The 22,319-nt window shown below is 67.1% G+C and carries 17 protein-coding genes and 3 tRNA genes; 10 read left to right on the forward strand and 10 right to left on the reverse strand.

What is annotated here, in order from left to right:
- Positions 1-18: 18 nt before the first annotated feature.
- Positions 19-1,428, reverse strand: a complete 1,410-nt coding sequence (locus QRO95_RS13790; RefSeq protein ID WP_285302811.1) for an ATP-binding protein — start codon at positions 1,426-1,428, stop codon at positions 19-21.
- A 6-nt stretch (positions 1,429-1,434) separates the two neighbouring features.
- Positions 1,435-2,163 (reverse strand): response regulator, encoded by a 729-nt coding sequence (locus QRO95_RS13795; RefSeq protein ID WP_005408779.1) that lies wholly within the window; start codon positions 2,161-2,163, stop codon positions 1,435-1,437.
- 204 nt (positions 2,164-2,367) lie between these two features.
- On the opposite strand from QRO95_RS13795, the gene QRO95_RS13800 reads away from it, so the two are divergent.
- Genes QRO95_RS13800 through QRO95_RS13810 form a run of 3 tightly spaced genes read left to right on the forward strand, consistent with a single transcriptional unit; the run spans position 2,368 to position 7,000 of the window.
- The gene (locus QRO95_RS13800; RefSeq protein ID WP_071228425.1) at positions 2,368-3,609 is read left to right on the forward strand and encodes an efflux RND transporter periplasmic adaptor subunit; all 1,242 of its coding nucleotides are present in this window, start codon (positions 2,368-2,370) and stop codon (positions 3,607-3,609) included.
- A complete protein-coding gene (locus QRO95_RS13805) occupies positions 3,606-5,564 on the forward strand; it encodes a MacB family efflux pump subunit (protein ID WP_285302812.1) in 1,959 nt (652 codons plus the stop codon). Before QRO95_RS13800 ends, QRO95_RS13805 begins: the two co-directional genes overlap by 4 nt.
- Positions 5,561-7,000 carry an efflux transporter outer membrane subunit gene (locus QRO95_RS13810; protein ID WP_285302813.1) on the forward strand — a complete coding sequence of 480 codons (1,440 nt, stop codon included), beginning with the start codon at positions 5,561-5,563 and terminating at the stop codon, positions 6,998-7,000. The genes QRO95_RS13805 and QRO95_RS13810 overlap by 4 nt, the downstream gene beginning before the upstream one ends.
- Positions 7,001-7,076: 76 nt before the next feature.
- Here the strand turns inward: QRO95_RS13810 and rlmB are convergent, their stop codons facing one another.
- The 3 genes from rlmB to rnr form a co-directional block, all read right to left on the reverse strand.
- Positions 7,077-7,820: a 23S rRNA (guanosine(2251)-2'-O)-methyltransferase RlmB gene (rlmB, locus tag QRO95_RS13815; protein WP_005408775.1), complete on the reverse strand. Its 744-nt coding sequence runs from the start codon at positions 7,818-7,820 to the stop codon at positions 7,077-7,079.
- A 93-nt stretch (positions 7,821-7,913) separates the two neighbouring features.
- Entirely contained in the window at positions 7,914-8,408 is a 495-nt protein-coding gene (locus QRO95_RS13820; protein WP_279943068.1) for a GFA family protein, read from the reverse strand.
- 144 nt (positions 8,409-8,552) lie between these two features.
- Positions 8,553-11,018: a ribonuclease R gene (gene rnr, locus QRO95_RS13825; protein WP_032127913.1), complete on the reverse strand. Its 2,466-nt coding sequence runs from the start codon at positions 11,016-11,018 to the stop codon at positions 8,553-8,555.
- 128 nt (positions 11,019-11,146) lie between these two features.
- Between rnr and QRO95_RS13830 the strand changes: the two genes are divergently transcribed.
- A tRNA-Leu gene (locus QRO95_RS13830) sits at positions 11,147-11,231 on the forward strand.
- Positions 11,232-11,394: 163 nt separating this feature from the next.
- Positions 11,395-11,479: transfer RNA gene (locus QRO95_RS13835), tRNA-Leu, on the forward strand.
- Positions 11,480-11,557: 78 nt separating this feature from the next.
- On the opposite strand, the gene QRO95_RS13840 is transcribed toward QRO95_RS13835, so the two are convergent.
- Entirely contained in the window at positions 11,558-12,304 is a 747-nt protein-coding gene (locus QRO95_RS13840; RefSeq protein ID WP_285302814.1) for a sulfite exporter TauE/SafE family protein, read from the reverse strand.
- Positions 12,305-12,403: 99 nt separating this feature from the next.
- On the opposite strand from QRO95_RS13840, the gene QRO95_RS13845 reads away from it, so the two are divergent.
- From QRO95_RS13845 to QRO95_RS13855, 3 genes are all read left to right on the forward strand, one after another.
- On the forward strand, positions 12,404-13,303 hold the full coding sequence (locus QRO95_RS13845; RefSeq protein WP_285302815.1) for a LysR family transcriptional regulator: 900 nt from the start codon (positions 12,404-12,406) through the stop codon (positions 13,301-13,303).
- A 50-nt stretch (positions 13,304-13,353) separates the two neighbouring features.
- A tRNA-Leu gene (locus QRO95_RS13850) sits at positions 13,354-13,438 on the forward strand.
- A gap of 325 nt (positions 13,439-13,763) precedes the next feature.
- A complete protein-coding gene (locus QRO95_RS13855) occupies positions 13,764-14,042 on the forward strand; it encodes a hypothetical protein (RefSeq protein WP_285302816.1) in 279 nt (92 codons plus the stop codon).
- A 110-nt stretch (positions 14,043-14,152) separates the two neighbouring features.
- On the opposite strand, the gene emrB is transcribed toward QRO95_RS13855, so the two are convergent.
- From emrB to emrR, 4 genes are read right to left on the reverse strand one after another with little or no spacing between them, the layout of a single operon-like run.
- Positions 14,153-15,739, reverse strand: a complete 1,587-nt coding sequence (gene emrB / locus QRO95_RS13860) for a multidrug efflux MFS transporter permease subunit EmrB (RefSeq protein ID WP_032127920.1) — start codon at positions 15,737-15,739, stop codon at positions 14,153-14,155.
- Positions 15,740-15,746: 7 nt separating this feature from the next.
- Entirely contained in the window at positions 15,747-16,925 is a 1,179-nt protein-coding gene (gene emrA, locus QRO95_RS13865) for a multidrug efflux MFS transporter periplasmic adaptor subunit EmrA (protein WP_125893864.1), read from the reverse strand.
- Between the two features lie 11 nt (positions 16,926-16,936).
- On the reverse strand, positions 16,937-18,430 hold the full coding sequence (gene emrC / locus QRO95_RS13870) for a multidrug efflux transporter outer membrane subunit EmrC (protein WP_049463707.1): 1,494 nt from the start codon (positions 18,428-18,430) through the stop codon (positions 16,937-16,939).
- Complete coding sequence (gene emrR, locus QRO95_RS13875; protein ID WP_032127923.1) at positions 18,427-18,870, reverse strand: multidrug efflux system transcriptional regulator EmrR; 444 nt, start codon at positions 18,868-18,870, stop codon at positions 18,427-18,429. The genes emrC and emrR overlap by 4 nt, the downstream gene beginning before the upstream one ends.
- Positions 18,871-19,042: 172 nt before the next feature.
- Between emrR and QRO95_RS13880 the strand changes: the two genes are divergently transcribed.
- On the forward strand, positions 19,043-19,924 hold the full coding sequence (locus tag QRO95_RS13880) for an AraC family transcriptional regulator (RefSeq protein WP_285302817.1): 882 nt from the start codon (positions 19,043-19,045) through the stop codon (positions 19,922-19,924).
- Between the two features lie 60 nt (positions 19,925-19,984).
- On the forward strand, positions 19,985-22,228 hold the full coding sequence (gene parC, locus QRO95_RS13885) for a DNA topoisomerase IV subunit A (RefSeq protein ID WP_121503835.1): 2,244 nt from the start codon (positions 19,985-19,987) through the stop codon (positions 22,226-22,228).
- Positions 22,229-22,319 lie beyond the last annotated feature (91 nt).

Genomic DNA, 22,319 nt, shown 5'->3' on the forward strand with positions numbered 1-22,319 from the left:
ATCGCCAGCCGCGAAGGCTCAGCCCGCGCGGCCCGGCGGCGTCACCTGTGCACTGGCCGGCCACTGCACTACCGCCTCCAGCCCGCCTTCAACGCGGTTGCGCAGCCACAGCCGCGCCCCGTCTTTCTCAGCCAAGGCGCGTGCGATGGTCAGGCCCAGACCGGCGCCGCCGGTTTCGCGCGAACGCCAGGTTTCCACCCGCACGAACGGGTCGAACACGGCTTCCAGCTGATCCTCGGCCAGGCCCGGGCCGTCATCGGCCACCACCACGGTGATCGCGCCACCACTACGCTCGATCCGTACCCGCACCCGGTAGGCATACATCACCGCGTTGTCCACCAGGTTGGAAAACAGGCGATGCATGGCCAGCGGACGCAACATCAACACCGCTCCGCTGCCACCTTCGAAGACGACATCTCCGCCGCCCTCAGCCGTGTCTTCAACGATGCTCTCCAGCAACGAATCCAGGTCCAGTGCGGCGCGCTGCTCGGCGCTCTCCGCGCTGCGCGCCAGCTCCAGGCCTTCGCGCACCAACGCCTGCATCGCGGCCAGATCGCCGATCAGGCGCTCACGCAGCACCTCGTCGCTGACATTCTCCAGGCGCAGGCGCAGCCGGGTCAGCGGGGTCTGCAGGTCATGGGTGATCGCCGCCAGCATCTGCGTGCGCTCGGCCAGGTGCCGCTGCAGGCGATGCTGCATGGCGTTGAAGGCCTCTGCGGCGCGCTGCACTTCGCGCGGGCCGCGCAGCGGCAGTGGATCGCGCTGCAGGTCGTCGCCCAGGTCTTCGGCGGCTGCGGCCAGTTCCTGCAGCGGCGCGCTGGCCATGCGCGCGACGATATAGGCCAGCACCGCGATCGCCAGCACCAGCAGGGTCAGGAACCACGGGTCCACGGCGAGGATGCCGTTGTGTGCCACCGCCGGCGAATCCAGCGCCAGCTTCAGCAGCGTGCCGTCGTTGAGGGTCACGTCGACCGCACGGCACTTGGGCGGGATGAACGCCGGATCACGTTCGCGCGGATGCTTGCGATGCCCCGGTGGCGGCGGGGGCAGCAGGTCCTGCAGCTTGGGAATGCAGGAGCGGAACGAAGCGAAGTGCACATGCGCGCGTGCGACCGGCCCGGGCCGGTCATCGAGTACTTCCATCAACGCGGTATCGGCCCGCCCCAGGCGTGCGCCGGGTTGCAGCGCACGCACGCTCGGCCCACCGATTTCGAGCAGGCGCTCGCGCAGTTCGGGGTTGCCGTCGAGCAGGTTGACGTAGCCCTGGAGGCGGTCGGCGATGCGGTTCAGGTTCTGCCGCTCGAACTCCTGCTGGCGTTTGGAGGTAGCCAGCATGGTCGCGCCGATCGCGGCCACGCTCATGCCCAGCAGCAGGATCACGAACAACCGCCCGACCATCGAGGACAGGAAATGGCGCAGGCGCTTCATCGCGGCTTATTCCAGGTTCACCGAGGAGGCCAGTACATAGCCTTCGTTGCGCACGGTCTTGATCAGTCCGTCCGGGCCACCGTCGTCGCCCAGCTTGTTGCGCAGCCGGCTGACCTGCAGATCAATGGCGCGGTCCTGTGCCTCGTAGTTGCGGCCGCTGCTGAGCGCGACCAGCTGCTCGCGCGACAGCACCTTGTTGGCGTGGGCGATGAACACCCGCAGCAGGCGGAACTCGGCGCCGGACAGCACCACCACGCGATCGTCCGGATCGACCAGGTGGCGATGCTCCAGATCGAACACCCAGCGCGAGAAGCGCGCACGGCGCACCGCCAGCGGCTCCAGGTTCGCCGGCAGCGCCTCGGTCCGGCGCAGCACGTTGCGGATGCGTGCCAGCAGCTCGCGCGGTTCGAACGGCTTGGCCAGGTAGTCGTCGGCGCCCATTTCCAGGCCCAGCACGCGGTCGATCGGCTCGGCACGCGCGGTCAGCATGATCACCGGTGTGTTCGAGCGCGCGCGCAGGTCGCGGCACAGGGTCAGGCCATCCTCGCGCGGCAGGTTGAGGTCGAGCACGATCAGGTCCACGTGTTCGCGGTCCAGCAGCTGGCGCATGGCGGTGCCGTCTGCGGCCGTGCTCACCTGGTAGCCGGCCCGGCCGAGTTGTTCGGCCAGCAGGGTGCGGATGTCGTTGTCGTCGTCGACGATCAGCAGTCGATGCATCGTGTTTTCAGTCTCCATGTCGCGATCATCCCGTGTCGGCAGCTGAACCGCATCCGGGGCAATGCGGACCAGTGTATCCAGCCATGGGCGGGATACCTGTGGTTACGCGTATTCACCGACAGTGTTACATAGAGACATACCCCGAGGATTGAGCCGCCCATCGCCCGGTCTTCACAATGCCCACCAACGCCGCCACCGCGGCCCCGAGAGTGAAGCCACGACGTGACGTTCCGCCTGCTGCCCGCGACCCGCCGGGGTCGCCTGATACTGATCGCCCTGCTCGCCCTTGCCGTTGCCGCAGCCGCCTGGTGGCTGCTGCGCAAGCCCGCCGCCCCGGCGGTGGCGACCACGCCCGTCAGCCGTGGTGACATCGAGCAGACGGTGGACGCCACTGGCGTGATCGACGCCTACAAGCTGGTCAGCGTCGGTGCCCAGGCCTCGGGCCAGATCAAGTCGCTGAAGGTGCAGCTGGGCGACACCGTGAAGGAAGGCGACCTGATCGCCGAGATCGACGCCACAACCCAGCAGAACCAGGTGCTCAATGCGCAGGCCTCGCTGGACCAGGTCACCGCCCAGCGCGCCGTGCAGCAGGCCACCCTGCGCCAGGCCGAACTGGAATTCGCGCGCCAGCAGCAGATGCTGGCCGCCGAGGCCACCTCGCGCCAGGAATACGATGCCGCCGAGGCGCAGCTGAAGACCGCCCGTGCCCAGCTGCAGTCCTACGAGGCGCAGATCAAGGGCCGCGAAACCGAGCTGGGCACCGCCCGCGCCAACCTGGCCTACACCCGCATCACCGCGCCGATGGACGGCACCGTGGTGGCGGTGGTGGCCGAGGAAGGTCGCACCGTGAACGCCAACCAGACCGCACCGACCATCGTCATGCTGGCACGGCTGGACGTGGTCACCGTCAATGCCGAGATCTCCGAGGCCGACGTGGTCAAGATCAAGGCCGGCATGCCGGTGTACTTCACCACGCTGGGCGACCCGGACCGCAAGTACCACGCCACGCTGCGCCAGATCAATCCGGCGCCGGCCTCGATCGCCAACGAGAGTTCGTCCAGTTCCAGCAGTTCGTCCAGTTCCAGTTCCAGCAGCGCGGTCTACTACAACGCGTTGTTCGACGTGGAGAATCCGGATGGCACCCTGCGCATCGACATGACCGCGCAGGTCTCGGTACTGCTGAAGCAGGCCAAGGGCGTGCTGATGGTGCCGGCGGTGGCACTGGGGCCGAAGCGCCGTGGCGACGAGCGCATGGTGCGGGTGCTGGACGACAAGGGCCAGCCGCAGCCGCGCAAGGTTACCGTGGGCATCAACAACGGCGCCTCGGCCGAGATCCTGTCGGGACTGAAGGAAGGCGAGCGAGTAGTGGTCGGCGAAGCCGGTGCGGCTGGTGCCAGCGCCGGCGGCGGCAACCGCGGCGGCATGCAGATGCGGGTCGGCGGCCCGGGCATGGGGCGCCGATGAGCACGACGGCGCCGCTGCTGCGCCTGCGTGACCTGCGACGCGAATTCCCGGCCGGCGACGATGTGATCGCCGTGCTGCGTGACGTCAACCTCGACATCCACGCCGGTGAGATGGTGGCCATCGTCGGCCAGTCCGGCTCAGGCAAGTCGACGCTGATGAACATCCTCGGCTGCCTCGATCGTCCCACCCGTGGCAGCTACCAGGTGGCCGGCCGCGAAACCGGGAAGATGGAGCCGGACGAGCTGGCCGAACTGCGCCGCGAGCATTTCGGCTTCATCTTCCAGCGCTACCACCTGTTGGGCGACCTCGATGCACGCGGCAACGTGGAAGTGCCGGCGGTGTACGCCGGCAGCCCCGGCCCGGTGCGCAACGCGCGTGCCGAACAACTGCTGCAGCGGCTGGGCCTGAGCGACCGCATGCACCACAAGCCGGGCCAGCTGTCCGGCGGCCAGCAGCAGCGCGTGTCGATCGCCCGTGCCCTGATGAACGGCGGCGAGGTGATCCTGGCCGACGAACCGACCGGCGCGCTCGACACGAAATCCGGCGAGGAAGTGATGGCGATCCTCGGCGAGCTGCACGCCGAAGGCCACACCATCATCATTGTCACCCACGACATGAGCGTGGCCGAACACGCGCAGCGCATCATCGAGATCCGCGACGGCGAGATCATCGCCGACCGCGCCAATCCGAATGCACCGACCTACCGCGCGCAGCGCGAGGCCAGCACCGGCGTCGCCCGCGGCAACAGCTGGCGGGCCGCGCGCGACCGCTTCACCGAAGCATTCCGCATGGCGTTGCTGGCGATGAATGCACATCGGCTGCGCACCTTCCTGACCATGCTCGGCATCATCATCGGTATCGCCTCGGTGGTCTCGGTGGTGGCGCTGGGCAACGGCTCGCAGCAGCAGATCCTGCAGAACATCAGCGCGCTCGGCACCAACACCATCGATGTCTATCCCGGCCGTGGTTTCGGCGACATGCGCTCGGCCCGCGTGCAGACGCTCAAAGCCAGTGATGCCGATGCGCTGGCCCGGCAGAGCTACGTCGACAGCTCCACGCCCAGCGTGTCGACCTCGGTCACCGCGCGTTACCGCAACCAGTCCTCCACCGCCCAGGTCAGCGGCGTCGGCGAGCAATTCTTCCGGGTCAAGGGCGTGACCCTGCTCAGCGGCAGCTTCTTCGATGCCGATGCGGTGAAGGGCCTCGGCCAGGTGGCGGTGATCGACGAAAACACCCAGACCCAGTTCTTCCCCGATGTCGATCCGATCGGCCAGGTGATCCTGCTCGGCAACGTGCCGGCGCGCGTGGTCGGCGTGGCCAAGCGCCAGAGCTTCGGGTTCGGCGGCAGCACCAGCCTGAGCGTGTGGCTGCCGTACACCGCGGTGATGTCGCGCATGCTCGGCCAGAGCCACGTGTCCAGCATCACCGTGCGCGTGGACGACGCCACGCCGATGGATGCGGCACAGGAAGCAATCACCCGCCTGTTGACGATGCGCCATGGCACCGAGGACTTCTTCCTCAGCAACAGCGCCGAGATCCGCCAGACCATCGAGCAGACCACGCGCACGATGACCCTGCTGATCGGCGCCATCGCCGCCATCGCACTGCTGGTCGGTGGTATCGGTGTGATGAACATCATGCTGGTGTCGGTGACCGAGCGTACCCGCGAGATCGGCGTGCGCATGGCCGTCGGTGCACGGCAGAGTGATATCCGCCAGCAGTTCCTGATCGAAGCAGTGCTGGTGTGCCTGCTCGGCGGCGTGCTCGGCATCGGCCTGGCCCTGCTGCTGGGCTCGATGATCGGCCGCTTCGCCAGCGACTTCCAGGTGCTGTTCTCCACTGCCTCGATCGTTGCCGCGTTCGCCTGCTCGACCCTGATCGGCGTGGCGTTCGGCTTCCTGCCCGCGCGCAACGCCGCGCAGCTCGACCCGGTGGAGGCCCTGGCCCGCGAATGAAGATGATGACCCGACTGCCCTTCCCTGCCCCCTCGCGCCTGCTGCTGGTGGGCGCTGTACTGCTCGCCCTGTCCGGCTGCGCATCGATGGGCCGCTATCCGGTGCAGGCCCCCGACGTGGCGGCGACCTACGGTCGTGGCGACGCCACCCTCAATGCGCCGGCCGACGATCCGCGCAGCAGCCTGGATACTCCGGGCCGCGACATCCGCCAGGACACCTGGTGGACCGGTTTCGGCGATGAACGTCTCGACCGTCTGGTGGCGCAGGCGCTGGCCGCCAACAGCGATCTTGCCGCCGCTGGCCTGGCCGTGCAGCGTTCGCGCCTGCAGGCCGGCCTGGCCAGCAACGCGCTGTGGCCACAGCCGTCGTCGTCCGGCGTCAGCGGCAATGCCAGCCGCGCCACCGACCAGGCCGACGACTGGCGCCGCAGCTATTCCACCGGCGTCTCGCTGGGCTGGGAAGTGGACCTGTGGGGCCGCCTGCGCACCCAGCGCGACATCGCCCGCTGGGAAGCCGAGGCCAGCGAGGAAGACCGGCAGAACACCGCGCTGCTGGTGATCAGCGACACCATCACCCAGTACTGGACGCTGGCTTACCTCAACCAGTCGATTGCCACCGGCCAGGCCAACCTGGAGCGCCTGGAACGCACCCGCGAACTGGTGCAGGCACGCTTCGACGCCGGTGCGGTATCGCGCCTGGAAGTACGCCAGGCGCTGCAGAACCTGCAGTCGCAGCGGTCTTCGCAGAGCGCACTGGAGCAGCAGCGGGTGGAGGCCCGCAATGCACTGACCGTACTGCTGGACGGCACGCCCTGGCCGCAGCAGGACGAACCGCAGGACCTGCTCGGCGCAAGCAGCCCCAGCATCGCGGAGGGCCTGCCGACCGACCTGCTCGGTCGCCGTCCCGACCTGCGCGCGGCCGAACTGCGCCTGCGCAACAGCCTGAAGACCATCAAGGTGACCGCTACCCAGTACTACCCGGCGCTGAGCCTGACCGGCAGCCTCGGCTCCAGTGCAACGTCGCTGGGTGATGTGCTGCGCAACCCGGTGGCCACGCTGGGCGCCGGCCTGCCGCTTCCGTTCCTCAACCTGCAGCGCGCGCAGCTGGATACCGATATCGCCGGCACCGCCTACCAGATCGCCGCGACCAATTTCCGCAAGACGCTGTATACCGCGCTCTCGGAAGTGGACAACGCGCTGTCGGCACGCGAGCAGCTGGCGCGCCAGGTGGCGGCCTCGCAGGCTTCGTACGACGAAGCGGTGGAAGTGGAACGGGCGCAGGAAGTGCGCTACCGCGTGGGTGCCACCGACCTGCGCACCTGGCTGGAAGCGCAGCAGACCCGGCGCGATGCCGAGCTGTCGCTGGCGCGCGTGCGCCAGGGCCAGCTGAACAACGACGTCACCTTGTTCAAGGCACTGGGCGGCAGCGCGGGGTGAGGCGGCAAGAGCGCCAACCAAGGTTGGCGACTACCTGGTGGGTGTCGACCTTGGTCGACACAGCCGCTGCTGCCGATCAACCGCGCTGGCGCACGGCCTCAAACAGGCTGACACCGGCCGCGACGGAGACGTTCAGGCTCTCGATCTCGCCCGGCATCGGGATCTTGACCAGGCCATCGCAGTTCTCGCGGGTCAGGCGGCGCAGGCCATCGGCTTCACCGCCCAGCACCAGGGCGATGTTGCCCTTCAGGTCCAGCTGGTACAGCGAGGCGGTGGCTTCGCCGGCCAGGCCGTAGATCCACACGCCCTGCTTCTGCAGGTCCTTCAGGCAGCGCGACAGGTTGGTCACCGCCACCACCGGGATCAGATCGGCGGCACCCGCCGAGGTCTTGCGCACGGTGGCATTGACCGTGGCCGACTTGTCCTTGGGGATGATCACGGCAGTCGCGCCGGCGGCAGCCGCCGAGCGCAGGCAGGCGCCCAGGTTGTGCGGGTCCTGCACCTCGTCCAGCACCAGCAGCAGGGCCTTGCCCTCGGCTGCAGTGACCAGGCCTTCCAGCTCGTTCTCGCTGTAGGTGCGGGCGGCGGCATAGCGCGCGGCCACGCCTTGGTGGCGTACCGAACCGCCGACACCGTCCAGCGCCTGGCTGTTCACCTTGCGCACGTCGATGCCCTTGCGGCGGGCGTTTTCCTCGATCTCGGTCAGGCGCGGGTTCTTCGCACCGGCCTCGACCAGCACTTCGCGGACGTTCTCGGCGTCGTTCTCGATGGAGGAGGCGACGGCGTTGACGCCGACAATCCACTGGCTGTTCTTGCTCATGCGGGCGGGGACCGGAAAGGGGGTGGCTATGGTAGAGCATCGGCGCCGACCGCGCTGCGCGCTCGCCGGGCACGGCCCGGCGCTACCCGCCGCTCAGCCTTCGGCGGAGCGGCTGCGCGGCGGCCAGTGCGGGGTGTCGTGGTCTGGGTGCTGGTGGGACACGATGGTGGCCAGGAACTCCAGCGCCGCGACGTCTTCCTCGGTACGTCGCGCCGGCAGGCTGGACAAACTGTCGACGAACGGCAGCTTGCGCTCCACCCCGTACTGGATGGTCGGTGGCAGGCGTTCCGGCTCGTCGAAGGCACCAGCGGCCACGGCCACGCCGTCGGGGGCTTCATAGGTCAACGGGGTACCGCAGTCGGCGCAGAAGCCACGCCGCACCACGTTGGACGACTGGAAATAGCGCGGCTGGCCGCGGGTCCAGCTGAACTGCACGCCGCGCACCGACACCAGCGGCGCATAGTAGGCACCGAAGGCCTTCTGGCACATCCGGCAGTGGCAGATCGAGCTGTCGGTCAGCTCGCCTCGCGCCTGGAAGCGGATCGCGCCGCACTGGCAGCCGCCGCTGTATTCGGGTTGGCCCTGCATTGTGAGTTCCTCCGAAACGTCGTGCCAACCAACGGTTGGCACCTACCGGGTGAGGTGGGTGCCGACCGGGTGAGGTGGATACCTACCGGGTGAGGTGGATACCTACCGGGTGAGGTGGGTGCCGACCGTTGGTCGGCACACCTTTCAATACTGCTTCTTGGTGCGCTTGGCCGGCTTGCCACGCTCGGGCAGCGGCGGCAGGCCATCACCCTCGTCCTCGCCCTTGTGCTCGACCAGTCGGAAGTCGATCTTGCGCTCTTCCATGCTGGCCTTCAGCACCAGGATCCGCACGCGGTCACCCAGCCGGTAGCTGCTGCCGCGGCGCTCGCCGGTCAGCGTCTTGCGGGTCGCGTCGAACTTGTAATAATCCTGCGGCAGCTGGGTGACGTGGACCAGGCCCTGCACCTTCGACTCGTCCAGCTCCACGAACAGGCCGAAGCTGGTCACGCCGCTGATCACGCCATCGAACTGGCCGCCTACGTGCTTTTCCATCCACGCGGCGCGGTAGCGCTCGTCGACCTCGCGCTCGGCCTCATCGGCACGGCGCTCACGCTCGGAGCACTGCAGCGCCAGCGCAGCCATCTCGCGTGCGTTGTAGGTGAACTTGTCCAGCGGCTTGCCGGACAACGCGTGCTTGATCGCGCGGTGCACCAGCAGGTCAGGGTAGCGACGGATCGGCGAGGTGAAGTGCGCGTACGCCTCCAGCGCCAGGCCGAAGTGACCGTGATTCTCCGGGCTGTAGATCGCCAGACTCTGGCTGCGCAGCAGCACCGATTCCAGCAGCGTGGCATCGGGGCGATCCCGGATCTTCTTCAGCAGCTTGGTGTAATCACCCGGACGCACCTTGGACCACGGCGGCAGGCTCAGCTTGAACTCCTTGAGGAATTCCAGCAGGTCGGCGTACTTGGTTTCCGGCGGCTTCTCGTGGATGCGGTACGGGGCCGGCACATGGCGCGACAGCAGGTACCTGGCCGCCTCGACGTTGGCCGCGATCATGCATTCCTCGATCAGCTTGTGCGCGTCATTGCGCACCAGCATGCCGGCCTGGGTGACTTCACCGCGGTTGTCCAGCACGAAGCGCACTTCGCTGCTTTCGAACTCGATGGCGCCGCGCTTGGCACGTGCCTTGGACAGCACCTTGTACAGCTGGTGCAGGCGCTGCACCTGCGGCAGCAGGTCGCCCATCCAGGCCTTGGTATCGGCATCGTCCTCGCCCACCGCCTTCCACACCTGGGTGTAGGTCAGGCGCGCGTGCGAGTTCATCACCGCCTCGTAGAAGCGCGAATGCGTGACCAGGCCGTCGCGGTCGATCTGCATGTCGCAGACAAAGCACATGCGGTCGACCTTCGGCATCAGCGAACAGATGCCGTTGGACAGCGTCTCCGGCAGCATCGGCACCACGAAGCCCGGGAAGTACACCGAGGTGGCGCGCTTCTGCGCCTCCTCATCCAGCGGCGTGCCGGGGCGCACGTAGTTCGAGACATCGGCGATCGCCACCACCAGGCGGAAACCCTCGGCATTCGGCTCGCAGTAGACCGCGTCGTCGAAGTCCTTGGCATCCTCGCCATCGATGGTGACCAGCGGCGTGCTGCGCAGGTCGACGCGGTCGCCGATCATCGCCGGTTCGACCACCAGCGGTACCGAGGCGGCTTCGTCCAACACTTCCTGCGGGAACTCGAACGGTAGCTCATGACCGTGGATGGCGGTTTCCACCACCAGCGAGGCGGTCAGCTTGTCGCCGAGCACGGCGATGATGCGGCCGATCGGCGGGCGGCGGCTGTCCGGCGCCTGGGTCAGTTCACAGACCACCAGCTGGCCATCGCGCGCACCACCGGTCTGGTCCGGCGGCACCTGCACGTTGCGCTGCACGCGCTTGTCGTCGGGCACCACGTAGTTGATGCCCATCTCGATGCTGAAGCGGCCGATCAGGCGGGTCATGCCGCGCTCGAGCACGCGGGCGATGCTGCCTTCGCGACGGCCACGATGGTCGATGCCGGTCACACGGGCCAGCACCTTGTCGCCGTGCATGACCTTGCGCATTTCATACGGCGGCAGGAACAGGTCGTCACCGCCCTCGACCGGGCGCAGGAAACCGAACCCTTCCGGGTTGGCGATCACCACGCCAGTGACCAGGTTCAGGGTCTGGATCGGGGCGAAACCGCCGCGACGGTTCTGCACCAGTTGGCCGTCGCGGACCATGGCACCGAGCCGGCGCGACAGCGCCTCGGCCCGGTCCGGCGCGGTCAGGCCCAGGCGCGCGCCCAGTTCTTCGGCGGTCTGCGGCCCTTCGCAGCGCTCCAGCAGGGCCAGGATGGCCTCGCGGCTGGCGATGGGTTGTTCGTACTTCTCGGCTTCGCGGGCGGCATAGGGATCGTCGATCACCTTGCCGGTCGGCGGCAGCTTGCGGCCCGGGGCCGGGCCCGGAGCGGCGGCATCGGCGCTGCGGACCTTGCGACCACGCGGTGGTGCGCCGCCTTCATTCAATTCGGGGAACCAGCCCGGCAACGGCTTGCCCGGCTTGGTGGTGCGGGCCGTGCCCGCCTTGGCGCCCTTCTTCGGGGCCTGGCTGCGGGAGGTGCTCCCGCCCTTGCTTGGTTTTTTGGTAGTCATCGCCCTACATGGTAGCCGCTGACGGCGTGCAGAACGGGTCAGCGGCTGTCTTGAAGGCCTTGCATGAAAAATATTCAGGAAGTCGTTGACAGCCTGCGGATTCATCTTCACAATTGCGCCTCTGGAACGCCCAGGTGGCGGAATTGGTAGACGCACTAGTTTCAGGTACTAGCGGGTAAAACCGTGGAGGTTCGAGTCCTCTCCTGGGCACCAACGAAAAAACTCCTCGCTTCGGCGGGGATTTTTTTTGCCTGTAATCCGGTCCTGAGGCTCGACTCTTTCTCCTCCAGGAAGGAACTCCGACCCGGAATCGGCAATGATCTTCACAAGGGTGTTGACACCCCCGTAACAACACCCCATAATCTCGCTCCTCGACGCCCAGGTGGCGGAATTGGTAGACGCACTAGTTTCAGGTACTAGCGGGTAAAACCGTGGAGGTTCGAGTCCTCTCCTGGGCACCACGTCGAGAATGAGAAAAACCCGCGAAAGCGGGTTTTTTCATGCCCGTGATTCGGCATCGCCGCGACCGGCGGCCGGCATCACAACAGCGGCCGCAGCACCAGCTCCAGCCCGAGCAGCAGCAGGAAACCCAGGAAGCAGGCGCGGAACACCCGCGCACTGATGCGCTGCCGGATCACCTGCCCCAGCCACATGCCCAGCAATGCCGGCAGCACCGCCAGCGTACTCAGCCCCAGCTGCTGGATGCCGAATGCGCCGTGCAGCACCAGGCCAGTGGTCAGCGAAATCGTCGACACAGTGAACGCCAGTCCCAGCGCCTGCACCAGCTCCTCGCGCTGCAACCCCAGCGACTGCAGGTACGGCACCGCCGGCATCACGAACACGCCGGTGGCGCCGGTCACCACACCCGACAACGCCCCCACCAGCGGCCCCAGCCATCGCTCGCGCCGCTGCGGCACGCGGAACACCGGCGCAAGCAGGGCATAGGCCGCATAAACCACCAGCGCAACGCCCAGCGCAACACGCGACAAGGTGCGATCGACCCGCACCAGCAGCGCCGCCGAACCCAGCGTCACCACCACCACGGCCAGCATCATCGGCCACAGGCGCCGCACGATGTGGCCCAGCGATGGCCCGGACAACAGCTGCCACGCATTGGTGACGAAGGTGGGGATGAACAGCATCGATGCCGCCGCCACCGGCGACAGCACGCCACCGAGCAGACCCATCGCCACTGTCGGCAAGCCCATGCCGGTCACGCCCTTGACCACACCGGCCAGCACGAACACCACCACCAGCAGCACGTAGAAGTACATCGATTCATTCATGCCTTCATTGGATCGGCCGGCCGCTCGGCGCACAATGCGGTCTTCCCGGCCTCGCCTTCGGCTGATCCGAAGGCGCAGGCGTTGCGATGAGGGCATCACATGCGGATGGATATCGCCGACCTGCGCCTGTTCCTGGCCATTGCCGAGGCGGGCAGCATCACGGCCGGTGCCGCGCAGGCAAACCTGGCACTGGCTTCCGCCAGCGAACGCCTGCGCACGATCGAAGCCGATGCCGGCACCGTACTGCTGAACCGCCATCCGCGCGGCGTCAGCCTGACCGAAGCCGGTGCCGCTCTCGCCCACCATGCACGTTTGATCCTGCAGCAGCAGGCGCAGCTGCGCGGTGAACTGCAGGCGTTCGCGCACGGTGCGCGCGGCACCCTGCATCTGTATGCCAACACCGCAGCGCTGACCAACTACCTGCCCTCGCGGCTCGCACCGTGGCTGGCCGAACGCCCGCGCCTGCACGTGGAGCTGCTGGAGCGCACCAGCCCCGAAGTCGTGCGCGCGATCAGCGCTGGCCAGGCCGAGGCCGGCATCATCAGCGATGCGGTCGACGCTGCCGGCCTGCAGCAGCATGTGGTCGCCGAAGATCCACTGGTGATGCTGCTACCCGCAGACCACCGCTTCGCATCGCAGCGCAGCGTGGCCTTCACCGATGTTGCCGGCGAGACCTTCGTCGCACTGGCCGATGGCAATGCACTGCAGACCTACATCGAGGACCAGGCGCGCGACATCGGGCGCCGCCTGGACGTACGCATCCGCATGAAGACCTTCGAAGGCGTATGCATCATGGTCGGCCACGGCATTGGTGTCGGCATCGTGCCGCGGACCATCGCCCGCCAGCATCGGCGCAGCACGCATACCGTCGGCGTACCGCTCGCCGATGCATGGGCACAGCGCCGCCTGTGCGCCTGTTTTGCCGAGTGGGCGCAGTTGTCATCGGCGATGCGCAGCCTGCTGCTTCACCTGGGCGTACAGCCGCAGAAAAAGGTGTGAAATGTTGTTGACACATCTTCTGTCGCTCCCCATAATTCATCTCCTGAGTCGCCCAGGTGGCGGAATTGGTAGACGCACTAGTTTCAGGTACTAGCGGGTAAAACCGTGGAGGTTCGAGTCCTCTCCTGGGCACCATGACTCAAGATGATCAAACCCGCGAAAGCGGGTTTTTTCGTTTCCGGGATTTGGCGAACCTGGCATCGCATCTACCGCTGGAACTGTCGTATCTCGCACCACCCGGCAGTCGCCTGCTGCTGCATATCTCCTCCCGGCGCGTCGTTACCAGGCCTTGAACGGCCCCCTTTTTGGGGCGGATTTCACGTTAGCCGTTCAATTCGTACTTTTCCTAGTCGAGATTTACCCGATTCCTTTTCGGTGGAAGGCAGATTTACAGAAGCCGGTTGCAGGTGTATCGCCACGACCTGACCAGCGCCCTCCCCCTTCCCCAAAGGACGCACCCATGCAGCGCAGCATCATCTGCCCTCACTGCCATACAGGCTCGAACCACGGCGTACGCGTATGCGTGGGATGCCAGGCCGAGGTCCACTACGGCGCATCGAAGGAGGCCGTAATGCTGGTCTTTGTTGCCGCCATCATCTGCGGCGCACTGGTCGGCAGCCGATTGCAGGCCACTGCTGGCTGGCTCACATGCGGCGCCGTACTTGTGGCGGGAATGTGGGCCATCTCCCGATTGTTCCGCGATCGGGTGGAGTTCAAGCGCGTCTATCGCACGCGCTGAACCTGCGCCACGGCAGGACCCCAAGGGCAGGGCCTGTGCGACCCGCGGTGCACAAACAAAAACCCCGCCTTGCGGCGGGGTCAAAATACAGCACGTGTTTCCAGGGAGTTTCAGTGTCCGCCACCGGCGGCCGCACCTGCGCCTGCGCCAAACGGCGGTTTGGCCAGCCACAGGAACGCGATGATCGCCAGGAAGATCCAGCCCAGCAGGAAGAAGATGTCGTTGAAGCCCATCTGCGATGCCTGGTGGTTGATCATGTTGTTCAGTACCGCTGCGCCATGTTGCAGGTCGCCCTGCCCCATCGCTGTCACCTGGTCCTGCATGCCCGGCTGATAGACCGAGATGTGCTCGGTCAGGTCGGCGTGGTGCACCTGGGTGCGCCGCGCCCACAGCCACGTCGTCAGCGACGCCGCGAAGCTGCCGCCCAGCGTACGCAGGAAGGTGGCCAGGCCTGAGCCCGCCGCGATCTCGCGCCCATCCAGGTCCGACAGCAGGATCTGCAGCACCGGCATGAAGAACAGCGCGACGCCGATGCCCATGATCAGCTGCACGCCCGCCACATGGTTGTAGTCCACCTGCAGGTTGAAGTTCGAACGCAGGAAGCTGGTCATCGACAACACAATGAACGCAATCGTAGCCAGCATGCGCATGTCGAAGCGCGATGCATACTTGCCCACGAACGGGGTCATGATCACCGGCAGGATGCCGATCGGCGCTGTCGCCAGGCCCGCCCAGATCGCGGTGTAGCCCATGTCACGCTGCAACCACTGTGGAATCAACAACGCCACGCTGAAGAACGCCGCGTAGGCCACCACCATCGCCAGCGTACCGGCGCGGAAGTTCCGATGCCGGAACAGCTTCAGGTCGACGATCGGATCCTTGTCGGTCAGTTCCCAGATCAGGAACACCGTCAGCGTGACCACGGCCACACACGCCAGCACCACGATCTTCATCGACGAGAACCAGTCCTCGTCGTTGCCCAGGTCGAGCACCAGCTGCAGCGCACCGACACCGATCACCAGGGTGACCAGGCCGACGTAGTCCATCTTCGGCTTCTCGATGTGCTCCGGGCGCCCCTTCAGCTGGTTGCCCACAACGAGCGCAGCGAAGATGCCCAGCGGCACATTGATCAGGAAGATCCATTCCCAGCTGTAGTTGTCGGTGATCCAGCCACCGAGAATCGGGCCGCAGATCGGCGCCACCACCGTGATCATCGCCAGCAGCGCCAGTGCCTGCCCGCGTTTCTCCCGTGGATAGATCGAGACCAGCAACGACTGCGTGATCGGGTACATCGGGCCGGCCACGAAACCCTGCAGCGCACGCGACAGCACCAGCATGCCCATGCTCTGCGCCAGGCCGCACAGCAGCGAGGTGATGACGAAGGCCAGCGTGGCCCAGACGAACAGCTTGCGTTCGCCGAAGCGGCGGCTGAGCCAGCCGGTCAGCGGCAGCGCGATGGCTGTGCTGACCGCGAACGAGGTGATGACCCAGGTCGCCTGCTGCGAACTGGCGCCGAGGTTACCGGCGATGGTCGGCAGCGAGACGTTGGCGATGGTGGTGTCGAGCACCTGCATGAACGACGCCATCGCCAGGCCGACGGTGCACAGGGCGACGCTGGGCGGCAGGAACCCGGAGGCCGCACCCGGCGCCGCCGGGGCGCCCGGAGCACCGGGCGCGGCTGGAGCTTGTGCGGACATGGCGACCTCAGCCCACCTTCGCCTGCTGCGGCAGGTTGCCCTGGATGATCGTGTGGATCACCTCGTCGGCATCATGCAGCTGCTTGGCATACACGTCGGTGTCGAACACCGTGCCCTTGGCCGGGGTGCTCGGCAGCACTTCGCCCTTCTGGTCGCGCAGGCTCACTTCGGCCTTCATCGACAGGCCGATGCGCAGCGGGTGTTCGGCCAGCTGCTTGGCATCGATGGCGATGCGTACCGGCACGCGCTGAACGATCTTGATCCAGTTGCCGCTGGCATTCTGCGCCGGCAGCAGCGAGAACGCCGAGCCGGTGCCCAGGCCCAGGCTCTGGACGCGGCCCTTGTACTTCACGTCACCGGCGTACAGGTCCGACTTCAGCTCCACTTCCTGGCCCAGGCGCATGTGGCGCAGCTGGGTTTCCTTGAAGTTGGCCTCGACCCACATCTGCTCGGTCGGCACCACCGCCATCAGGGCATTGCCCGGCTGCACGCGCTGGCCGACCTGCACCGAACGACGGGCGACGTAGCCGGTGACCGGCGCAACGATGCCGGCGCGGGCGTTGTTGAGGAAGGCCTGGCGCAGCTGCGCGGCGGCGGCCTGCACATCCGGCTGGGTGGCGATCACGGTATCGTCGACCAGCGCGCGGTTGCGCTCGACCGTCTCGCGCGAACCGGCCACGGCCGCTTCGGCAGCGGCCAGCTCATCGCGGGCGTGGGCCAGTTCTTCGTTGGAGATGGCGCCGGTGGCGGCCAGATCCTTACGGCGGGCGAAGTCGTCGCGCACGCGCTTCAGGGTCACCTGGCGGGCGTTCAAGTCCGCCTGCGCACCTTCCACGCTGCGGTACAGGCCGCGGGTCTGGCGCACGGTCTTGGCCAGGTTGGCTTCGGCCTGCTGCAGGGCTACTGCGGTGTCGGACGGATCCAGCTGCACCAGCAGCTGGCCGCGCTCCACGCGCATGCCGTCATCGGCGTTGATGGCGACCACGGTACCGGCCACCAGCGGGGTGATCTGCACCTGGTTGCCCTGCACGTAGGCGTCGTCGGTCTCTTCGAACCAACGGCCGAACATGAAGTACCACAGCGCCAGTGCGGCAAGCAGCAGCACGACGATCACGAACAGGCCGCGCAGCAGGTTGCCGCGGCGGTTGGGGGCGGCCGGGGCCGCAGTGTCTTGGGTCTGGCTCATGGCGGAAGTCTTCAGGAATGCGAGGAATCGGAATGGGAGGCGATCGGTGCGCGGTCGGCGTCAGAGGGCTGGAAACCACCGCCCAGCGCCTTGCTCAGGCGCACCGAGGTCTGCACCTGCTGCGACTGCAGGCCGGCCAGCTGCTGCTGCGACTGCAGCAGGGTGGACTGCGCGGTCAGCACGTCCAGGTAGCTGCCGATGCCGGCGCGGTAGCGCTGCTGGGCCAGGTCGAAGGCCGAACGTGCGGTATCCACCGCCTGCTGCTGCGAATGCGCCTGCTGTGCCAGCGAACGCACCGCGTTGACCTGGTCGGCCACGTCGCGCAGTGCATCGAGCACGGTCTGGTTGTAGTTGGCCACCGCCAGGTCGTACTGCGCATCGGTGTTGGCCAGGTTGGCGCGCAGCTTGCCGCCTTCGAAGATCGGCAGGCTCAGCGCCGGTCCGATGTAGGCGAAGGTCGAACTGCTTTTCAGCAGATCGCCCACGTTCGGTGCGACGACGCCAGCCAGTGCGGTCAGGTTGAAGCTCGGGTAGAACTTGGTCCTGGCGACCTTGATCTGCTTGTCGGCCGCTTCCACGCGCCAGCGCGCGGCAACGATGTCCGGGCGACGACCCAACAGTTCGCTGGGCAGCACGCCCGGCAGCTGCAGCGCCATCGGATTCAACGCCTGCGGGCGCTGGATCGACAGGCCACGGTCCGGACCCTTGCCGACCAGCGCGGCCAGCGCGGTGCGGGCCGCATCGATGCGCTGCTGCGCGGCCTGCACCTGCTGCTGCGCGGCGGGCACGCGGGCCTCGGCCTGGCGCACCTGCAGATCACTGTCGATGCCGGCGCTGCGGCGTTGGCGGGTCAATTCCAGCGACTTCTGCGAGCGGCCCAGCTCTTCTTCGGCCACGTCATTGAGCTGCCATGCATACGCCAGGTCGGCATAGGCCTGGGTGATGCCGGTGGACAGGTTCAGGCGTGCAGCCTGGGCTTCGACAGTGGCGGCATGGGCGCCGTCCACGGCCGCTTCCCAGGCAGCGCGCTTGCCGCCCCACAGGTCCACGCCATAGCTGAAATCAAACGCGACCTGGCTGCTGCCAGCGTAATGGCCACCCATCTCGCTGCCGGCCATCGACTCGGGCAGGCGCAGACCGGTGTAACCACCGGACACCGACAGGCTCGGCAGGCGATCGGCACGCGCGGTACCGACCTGCGACTGCGCCTGGCGCAGGCGCGCATCGGCAGCGTCCAGGCTCGGGTGGCCAGCCAGGCCCTCGGCGACCAGCGCGTCCAGCTGCGCATCGCCCAGTGCCTTCCACCAGTCCTGCGCCGGGAAGCCGGTGGCGCTCAGGTCGGTGTCGGCCAGGGTGCGTTCGCTGTGCAGGCTGTCCACGTCGAGCACGTGGCCCTGCGGGTTGAGGCCACGACTGCTGGCGCAGGCGGCCAGGGCCAGGGCCAGCGCTGATACCAGCAGCGCGCGCCCGGACCGGCGGAGAGTGGATTGCGGGATCGGGTTCATGGGGTCGTCAGGGAATCGCGGATTCGGGTGAGGAGGGACAGCAGCTGCGTGCGCTCGTCGGCGGAAAGATCACGCAGGGCGTAATCCATCACCGCGTCGCCACGCAGCTTCAGCCGCGCCCACAGTGCGCGGCCTTCATCGGTCAGCACGATCTGCAGCGCACGCCGGTCCTGGGCATGCGGTTCGCGGCGGACGCAGCCCAGCGACTCCAGCTTGTCCAGCAGGCGGGTCACCGCACTGGGCACCTGGTCGATGGCCTGGGCCAGCTCGTTGGCCGTGCACGGAGCCATGTTGGAAAGCACCTTCAGCCCGATGTAATGGGTGAAGCCGATACCCAGGTCTTCTTCAGCCATGGATGCGTCGAGTTGACGGACCAGGCCGTCGCGCACCTGGCGCAGCAGCAGGCCGAAGCTGGGGGGAGTGGTTGCAGGGCAGATCATGGGGGAGCATTCTCTTCCAAAAAAAATATTTCTCAATGGAAATATTCGATCTGGCATCGAATGCTGTGTTGCAGCAGCGGGCTGGATCAACGAAGGCGCCTACCTTAATGATCTGGTCAGGTGGCCCGGTAGTACAATTCAGCCAATGGATGACACATTTCAGCCAGCGGATATGATGAACAAGGCAGAAATCCCCCCTCCCAAGCGGTTGCTGCGCGACGACGCCCTGGATTGGTTCGAGCGCAATGACGGGCCACCGGTTGTCGCCTTCCGCTTCGACAGCCCCTTGGGCCTGGTCCGTGAAGTGGACTGGCACCACCATCAGCGCGCGCAGCTGATCTGCGTCGAACGCGGCCTGTTGACCACCCGCACCTCGCACGGAACGTGGTCACTGGCGCCGGGCTCGGCCGGCTGGATGCCGCCGCTGGAGCCGCATACGGTCACCCTCGACGGCCCGCTGCGTGGCTGGGGCATGGCGCTGGCCGCACCGGCCTGCGCCACCCTGCCCGCCGATCCCTGCGTACTGGGCCTGTCCAAGCTGGCGCAGGCGCTGGCCGACCGCATCTGCGAATGGCCGCTGGGCTACAACACCACGCCCGAGCGCCAGCACATCATCGAGGTGCTGCTGGACGAGATCCGTACCGCGCCGCGCCAGCGCATGCACCTGCCGATGCCGCATGACCGGCGCCTGCTGAAGATCGCCTCGCAGCTGCTGGCCGACCCGTCCGACGAGCGCAGCCTGGCCGAATGGGCGCACTGGGCCGGACTGTCGCCGCGCAGCCTGACCCGCCACTTCCGCGACGAGACCACGCTCAGCTTCGCCCAGTGGCGGCAGCAGGCCCGGCTGTCCGAAGCCCTGCGCCAGCTGACCGACGGCCGCAGCGTGGCCGATATCGCCCACGCGCTGGGCTTCAGCAGCGCCAGCGCCTTCGTCACCGTGTTCCGCCGCCACTTCGGGCTGCCACCGGGGCGCTACCTGGCACGGGCCGGACACGGCCTGGAAACCGGGCTGGACCCTGCGCGCGGCTTGGCATCCCCCGCCGCATCCGGATAATCACAGGATTGCGAGCGGCGACCGCCGTCGCCGCCTCCCGACAACAGGTAACAACGCCGCATGACCGAACTTGCCCGCCCCGTGTTCCACGGATTCGAACAACTGCCGCTGCGCGAGTACGCTGAACGCGCCTACCTCGACTACTCGATGTACGTGGTCCTGGACCGCGCCCTGCCGTTCATCGGCGACGGCCTGAAGCCGGTGCAGCGCCGCATCATCTATTCGATGAGCGAGCTGGGCCTGAATGCCGCGTCCAAGCCGAAGAAGTCCGCGCGCACCGTCGGTGACGTCATCGGTAAGTACCACCCGCATGGCGACAGCGCGTGCTACGAGGCGCTGGTGCTGATGGCACAGCCGTTCTCGTACCGCTACCCGCTGATCGAGGGCCAGGGCAACTTCGGCTCCAGCGACGACCCGAAGTCGTTCGCGGCGATGCGTTACACCGAATCCAAGCTGACCCCGATTGCCGAAGTGCTGCTGGGCGAACTGGGCCAGGGCACCACCGACTGGGCACCGAACTTCGACGGCACCCTGCAGGAGCCGACCTGGATGCCGGCACGGCTGCCGCACCTGCTGCTGAACGGCACCACCGGCATCGCCGTGGGCATGGCCACCGACGTGCCGCCGCACAATCTCAACGAGATCGTCAGCGCACTGCTGCACCTGCTGGACAACCCCGATGCCAGCGTGCGCGACCTGTGCGAGCACGTGCAGGGCCCGGACTATCCGTCCAGCGCCGAGATCATCACCGCGGCCAACGATCTGCGGAACATCTACGAAACCGGCAACGGCAGCGTGCGCGCACGTGCGACCTTCACCAAGGAAGCACACAACATCGTGGTCACCGCGCTGCCGTTCCAGGTGTCGCCGTCGAAGGTGATCGAGCAGATCGCCGCGCAGATGCGCGCCAAGAAGCTGCCGTGGCTGGAAGACATCCGTGATGAGTCCGACCACGCCAACCCGGTGCGCGTGGTGCTGGTGCCGCGTTCCAACCGCGTCGACGCCGAGCAGCTGATGGGCCACCTGTTCGCGACCACGGACATGGAACGCAGCTACCGCGTCAACCTCAACGTGATCGGGCTGGACGGCCGTCCGCAGGTGAAGAACCTGAAGATGCTGCTCAGCGAATGGCTGACCTTCCGCAGCAACACCGTCACCCGCCGCCTGCAGCACCGCCTGCAGAAGGTCGAGCGCCGCCTGCACCTGCTGGAAGGCCTGCTGGTCGCGTTCCTCAACCTGGACGAGGTGATCCACATCATCCGTACCGAGGACGAACCGAAGGCGGCGCTGATCGCGCGCTTCGGCCTGTCCGACGACCAGGCCGAGTACATCCTGGAAACCAAGCTGAAGCAGCTGGCCCGCCTGGAGGAGATGAAGATCCGTGGCGAGCAGGACGAGCTGGCCAAGGAGCGCGAGAAGATCCTCGGCATCCTCGACAGCAAGGCCAAGCTGAAGAAGCTGATCCGCGACGAACTGACCGCCGATGCCAAGAAGTTCGGCGACGCACGCCGTTCGCCGCTGGTGCAGCGCCAGGCCGCGCAGGCCATCGACGAGACCGAGCTGGTGCCGAGCGAGCCGATGACCGTCGTGCTGTCGGAGAAGGGCTGGATCCGCGCCGCCAAGGGCCACGACGTCGATGCGTCCGCCCTGTCCTACCGTGATGGTGACGCCCTGCAGGGCGCGGTGCGTGCGCGCAGTACGCAGCAGGTCGCGTTCCTCGACAGCGAGGGCCGCGCCTACTCGACGCCGGTGCACACCCTGCCCTCCGCGCGTGGCAACGGTGAACCGCTGACCGGCCGCTTCTCGCCGGCCGCGGGCACCAGCTTCGTGACCCTGGCCAGCGCCGAGCCGGACACCCGCTTCGTGCTGGCCTCCACCCACGGCTACGGCTTCGTCACCCGCTTCGAGAACCTGATCGGCCGCAACAAGGCCGGCAAGGCGATGCTGAACCTGTCAGCCGGCTCGACCGTGCTGACCCCGTCGGTGGTGGCCAACGTCGCCACCGACCGCATCGTGGCGGTGACCAGTTCCGGCAACCTGCTGGCGATCGCCGCCAACGACCTGCCGGAACTGGACAAGGGCAAGGGCAACAAGATCATCGAGATCCCCAAGGCCAAGCTCGCCACCGAACGCGTGGTCGCCATCGTGGCCATCAGCCCGGGGCAGACCCTGCAGGTGCGCAGTGGCCAGCGCACGATGGGCCTGAAGTTCAACGAGCTTGACGCCTACCTCGGCGCCCGCGCCACCCGCGGCCACCTGCTGCCGCGCGGCTGGCAGAAGGTGGAAGGGCTGTCGGTGGAATAAAGGCTGGGGCCTTCCTCCTGGTGGATGTCAACCTTGGTTGACACGCCTTGCCGGAGACCAGACACGAAAAAGCCGGGGCATTCCCCGGCTT

This window comes from Stenotrophomonas maltophilia group sp. Smal13, assembly GCF_030236855.1.
GTDB lineage: Bacteria > Pseudomonadota > Gammaproteobacteria > Xanthomonadales > Xanthomonadaceae > Stenotrophomonas > Stenotrophomonas maltophilia_A.